This is a genomic window from Rhizobacter sp. P3_B12 (assembly GCF_056402895.1).
This window is the reverse complement of sequence record NZ_JBFUGN010000701.1, coordinates 1-3,301: the sequence shown is the minus strand read 5'-3', so window position 1 is coordinate 3,301 and position 3,301 is coordinate 1. Positions and strand designations below refer to the sequence as shown.

The 3,301-nt window shown below is 66.8% G+C and carries 6 protein-coding genes and 1 pseudogene; 6 read left to right on the top strand and 1 reads right to left on the bottom strand.

The features are described 5' to 3' along the window. The 5 genes from AC1D01_RS26480 to AC1D01_RS26460 form a co-directional block, all read left to right on the top strand. A partial coding sequence (locus AC1D01_RS26480; protein WP_477871675.1) for a pyridoxal-phosphate dependent enzyme occupies positions 1-797 on the top strand: 797 nt, incomplete at its 5' end. Between the two features lie 14 nt (positions 798-811). Beyond that, positions 812-1,159: a GFA family protein gene (locus AC1D01_RS26475; RefSeq protein ID WP_477871673.1), complete on the top strand. Its 348-nt coding sequence runs from the start codon at positions 812-814 to the stop codon at positions 1,157-1,159. A 67-nt stretch (positions 1,160-1,226) separates the two neighbouring features. Beyond that, the gene (locus AC1D01_RS26470; protein WP_477871671.1) at positions 1,227-1,526 is read left to right on the top strand and encodes a flagellar basal body protein; all 300 of its coding nucleotides are present in this window, start codon (positions 1,227-1,229) and stop codon (positions 1,524-1,526) included. A gap of 147 nt (positions 1,527-1,673) precedes the next feature. Continuing rightward, the gene (locus AC1D01_RS26465) at positions 1,674-1,856 is read left to right on the top strand and encodes a hypothetical protein (RefSeq protein WP_477871669.1); all 183 of its coding nucleotides are present in this window, start codon (positions 1,674-1,676) and stop codon (positions 1,854-1,856) included. Between the two features lie 311 nt (positions 1,857-2,167). After that, positions 2,168-2,377, top strand: coding sequence for a hypothetical protein (locus AC1D01_RS26460; protein ID WP_047511430.1), 210 nt, complete (start codon positions 2,168-2,170; stop codon positions 2,375-2,377). A gap of 50 nt (positions 2,378-2,427) precedes the next feature. On the opposite strand, the gene AC1D01_RS26455 is transcribed toward AC1D01_RS26460, so the two are convergent. Then, complete coding sequence (locus tag AC1D01_RS26455; RefSeq protein WP_082004684.1) at positions 2,428-2,862, bottom strand: FKBP-type peptidyl-prolyl cis-trans isomerase; 435 nt, start codon at positions 2,860-2,862, stop codon at positions 2,428-2,430. 217 nt (positions 2,863-3,079) lie between these two features. Here AC1D01_RS26455 and AC1D01_RS26450 point away from each other — a divergent pair. Next, positions 3,080-3,301 (top strand): annotated as a pseudogene (locus AC1D01_RS26450) (N-acyl amino acid synthase FeeM domain-containing protein); the annotation flags it as partial.

The window sequence follows — 3,301 nt, the reverse complement described above, 5'->3', positions numbered from 1 at the left end:
GTGCCTACAACGCGCTGGTGCAGCTGGACGCCGCGCAGCGCCGCCGCGGCGTGATCGCCTGGTCGTCGGGCAACCATGGCCAGGCGATCGCGCTGTGCGCCAGCCTGCTGGGCATGCCGGCGGTGGTCGTGATGCCGCAGGACGCACCCGCCCTCAAGATTGCCGCGACCCGCGGCTATGGTGCCGAGGTCGTGCTGTACGACCGCTACCGCGACGACCGCGAGGCGATCGGCCAGCGGCTTGCCGCCGAGCGTGGCTTGACGCTGGTTCCGCCGTACGACCATCCGCTGGTGATGGCGGGGCAGGGCACGGCCACGAAGGAGCTGATCGAGGAGGTCGGCCCGCTCGATGCGCTGTTCGTCTGCACCGGCGGCGGCGGGCTGCTGAGCGGCAGCGCGACCGCCGCCCACCACCTGTCGCCCGACTGCGCGGTGTACGGCGTCGAGCCGGAGGCCGGCAACGATGTGCAGCGATCGTTCCGGCGCGGTGAACGCGTCAGCATCCCGGTGCCGCAGACCATTGCCGACGCGGCGCAGACGCAACTGGTGGGTGCGCTGACCTTTCCGGTGATCCAGCGCCGGGTGCGCGACATCCTCACCGTCAGCGATGCGCAACTGGCGCGCACGATGCGGTTCATCGGCGAGCGCATGAAGCTGGTCGTCGAACCGACCGGCTGCCTGGGCGCGGCGGCGGTGCTCGAGGGGGTGCTGCCGCTGGCCGGCCTGCGGGTCGGTGTGATCCTGAGCGGCGGCAACATCGACCTCGGGCGGTATGGCGAGCTGGTGGCTGCCGCATGAGCAGCGGACGGCCCGTGAAGACGTGGCAGGGCAGCTGCCACTGCGGTGCGGTGCGCTTCGCGATCGAGACCGACTTTCCCGAGCTGACCACCTGCGACTGCTCGATCTGCCGGCGCAAGAACGCGCTGATGGTGAAAGTGCACGAGAGCCGCTTCACGCTGCTCGCCGGCGAGGCGTCGCTCAGCGAGTACCGCTTCCACACCCGCACCGCGCGGCATTTCTTCTGCAGCACCTGCGGCATCTATCCGTTCCATCGCAAGCGCGTGACGCCCGATTTCGTCGGCATCAACGTGTTCTGCCTGGAGGGGTTCGACCCGGCCGGCATTCCGGTGCGGGCGACGGTGGGTGCGGCGATGGTTTGAACTCGATGCCTGGAATCGCTCAAGTCGGCGCAGGAACGGCCGATATCGCCGCAAGCGAGGCCTTGCCATGTCCAACACCTTCTCCATCGGCCTGTCCGGCCTGAACGCCGCTCAGCTGCGGCTCGACAGCGCCGCCCACAACGTCGCCAATGCGCAGACGCCGGGCTTTCGGCGCCAGCAGGTCGTCCAGCAGGCGCAGCCGGAAGGCGGCGTGCGGGCCGAGATCGCTGCGCAGCGGCAGGTCGGCGGTTCGCTGGAGGCCGATGCCGTCGAGCAGATGTCGGCCAGCTACACCTATCAGGCCAACCTGCGCACCGTGAAGGTGCAGGACGAGGTGCTGGGGTCATTGTTGGACGCCGTGGCGTAACGTGACGACATATATCTCGTACTTGCCTTTGCGGTTCTTAACGTCAACCAATCGTCAACAAGACCCGTTGTGGACACAAGCCGGGCGACAGCCGGGCCAGCTTCAGGAAGTCGGGCAGAACGACTTCCATCCAATTCGGGATACACCATGACCAAGTCTCTGATCGTTGCCGCCGTCCTGTCCGCTTTCGCCGTGGGTTCGTTCGCTCAAGCCGCTGCGCCGGCCGCTGCCGCTTCGGCTCCCGCCAAGAAGGCAGCCCACAAGAAGCACCACAAGGCTGACAAGAAGGCCGAAGGCGCTGCACCGGCTGCGTCGGCCGCTGCCAAGTAATCAGGCCCCGGCCTGAGATGAAGAAGCCGGGCTTGCCCGGCTTTTTTTCGCCTGGCCATCGCGATCTTCGGTCGGCGACGGGTGCCGACGGGCGCGGCGGCCTAGTCTGGATTGGAAGGTTGTCAGGCAATGGCTGCTCGCCCTGTCGGACGGACCCTTCGCACTGACACGGGGATTGGAGTTTTTCTGACCCCCTGCAACGAGGGGCCCCGACAGCGCAGTCGTCGGGCAACGCCTAATCTTCAGTCATCGAGTTTGGGCTTGTTGAGGTCGACGACCACTCCCAGGCAAGGTGCTCCACGGAGGCTTACATGAGCTCTACATCGCAGATCGCCCGCTACGAAATCCGGTTCCAGTCGTTGTTCAACGAAGGCCGGGCCCTGGCCTTTCCCTGCGATGCCGAGGGGCATGTGCAGATGGACGCACTCAGCGACCGGGCCCGCACCAACTACCTGTATGCCCGAGCCGTCGTCGGTCGCGAGTACGCGACGCCGGCCGTGATGCGCAGCGACCTCCACTGAGCAACGCCGCCCGGCATGCTGTGCGCGTCAGCGCACAAAGCCGCGGTGGCTCATTTGCCGGCGATGCCCAGCAGCTCCACCTCGAACTGCAAGGTGGCATTCGGCGGGATGACCCCCCCGGCACCGGCTTCCCCATAGGCGATGGCCGGCGGACACACCAGCAGCGCCTTGCCTCCCACCTTCATGCGCTGCACGCCTTCCGTCCAGCACTTGATCACCCGGTTCAACGGGAATTCCGCCGGCTCCTTGCGAGCGTAGGAACTGTCGAATTCCTTGCCGTCGGCGAACGTGCCGCGGTAGTGGACGCGGACACGGTCCGTGGCCGCCGGGCTCGGTCCCGACCCCTCCTTCAGCGAGCGATACACGAGGCCGGTCGGCGTGACCAGCGCGCCCTGCGCCTTCGCCGCGCTGGCAGCCAGATCGGCCTGTGCAAAAGTTGACAGGCTGATCAGGCAGGCCGTGAGGCCGATCAATGGTGTCTTCAAACCGTGACTCCCGAGGTCAAATGAGGGGCGACCATCATCGCCGAACCGCGCCATGGGCCGGCAACATCGATGCATGGCGACGCACTTGGAACACAGGCTTACGACTCGTGTTGGGTCGTGTCCWTTTCAACGGCATCGACAAGAGTCCCTGTCTATAGGGTGGGTACGTGGCGATGTGCCACGCCACACAGGGGGTATCTCAACCTCCTGTCCGATCATGACGACAAGCCACCTCACTTTCAGCGTTTCACTCGCCGCCACGGCTGCTGACCTGCAGGATGTCTGCGGCGTCCGTGCCTGCGCCTATGGGCATCATCTGCCCGCCATGCAGGAAACCCTGGCCGTCCCCGATGCCCTGGACGGCCGGCGCGGCACGGCCATCCTGGTCTGCCGCGACAAGGCCACCGGTGCCGCCACCGGAACCGCGCGGATCCAGCGC

Excerpts from the sequence above, each read along its gene's own strand:
- AC1D01_RS26470 (WP_477871671.1), top strand. The coding sequence starts at position 1,227 with ATGTCCAACACCTTCTCCATCGGCCTGTCCGGCCTGAACGCCGCTCAG.
- AC1D01_RS26465 (WP_477871669.1), top strand. The coding sequence starts at position 1,674 with ATGACCAAGTCTCTGATCGTTGCCGCCGTCCTGTCCGCTTTCGCCGTG.
- AC1D01_RS26460 (WP_047511430.1), top strand. The coding sequence starts at position 2,168 with ATGAGCTCTACATCGCAGATCGCCCGCTACGAAATCCGGTTCCAGTCG.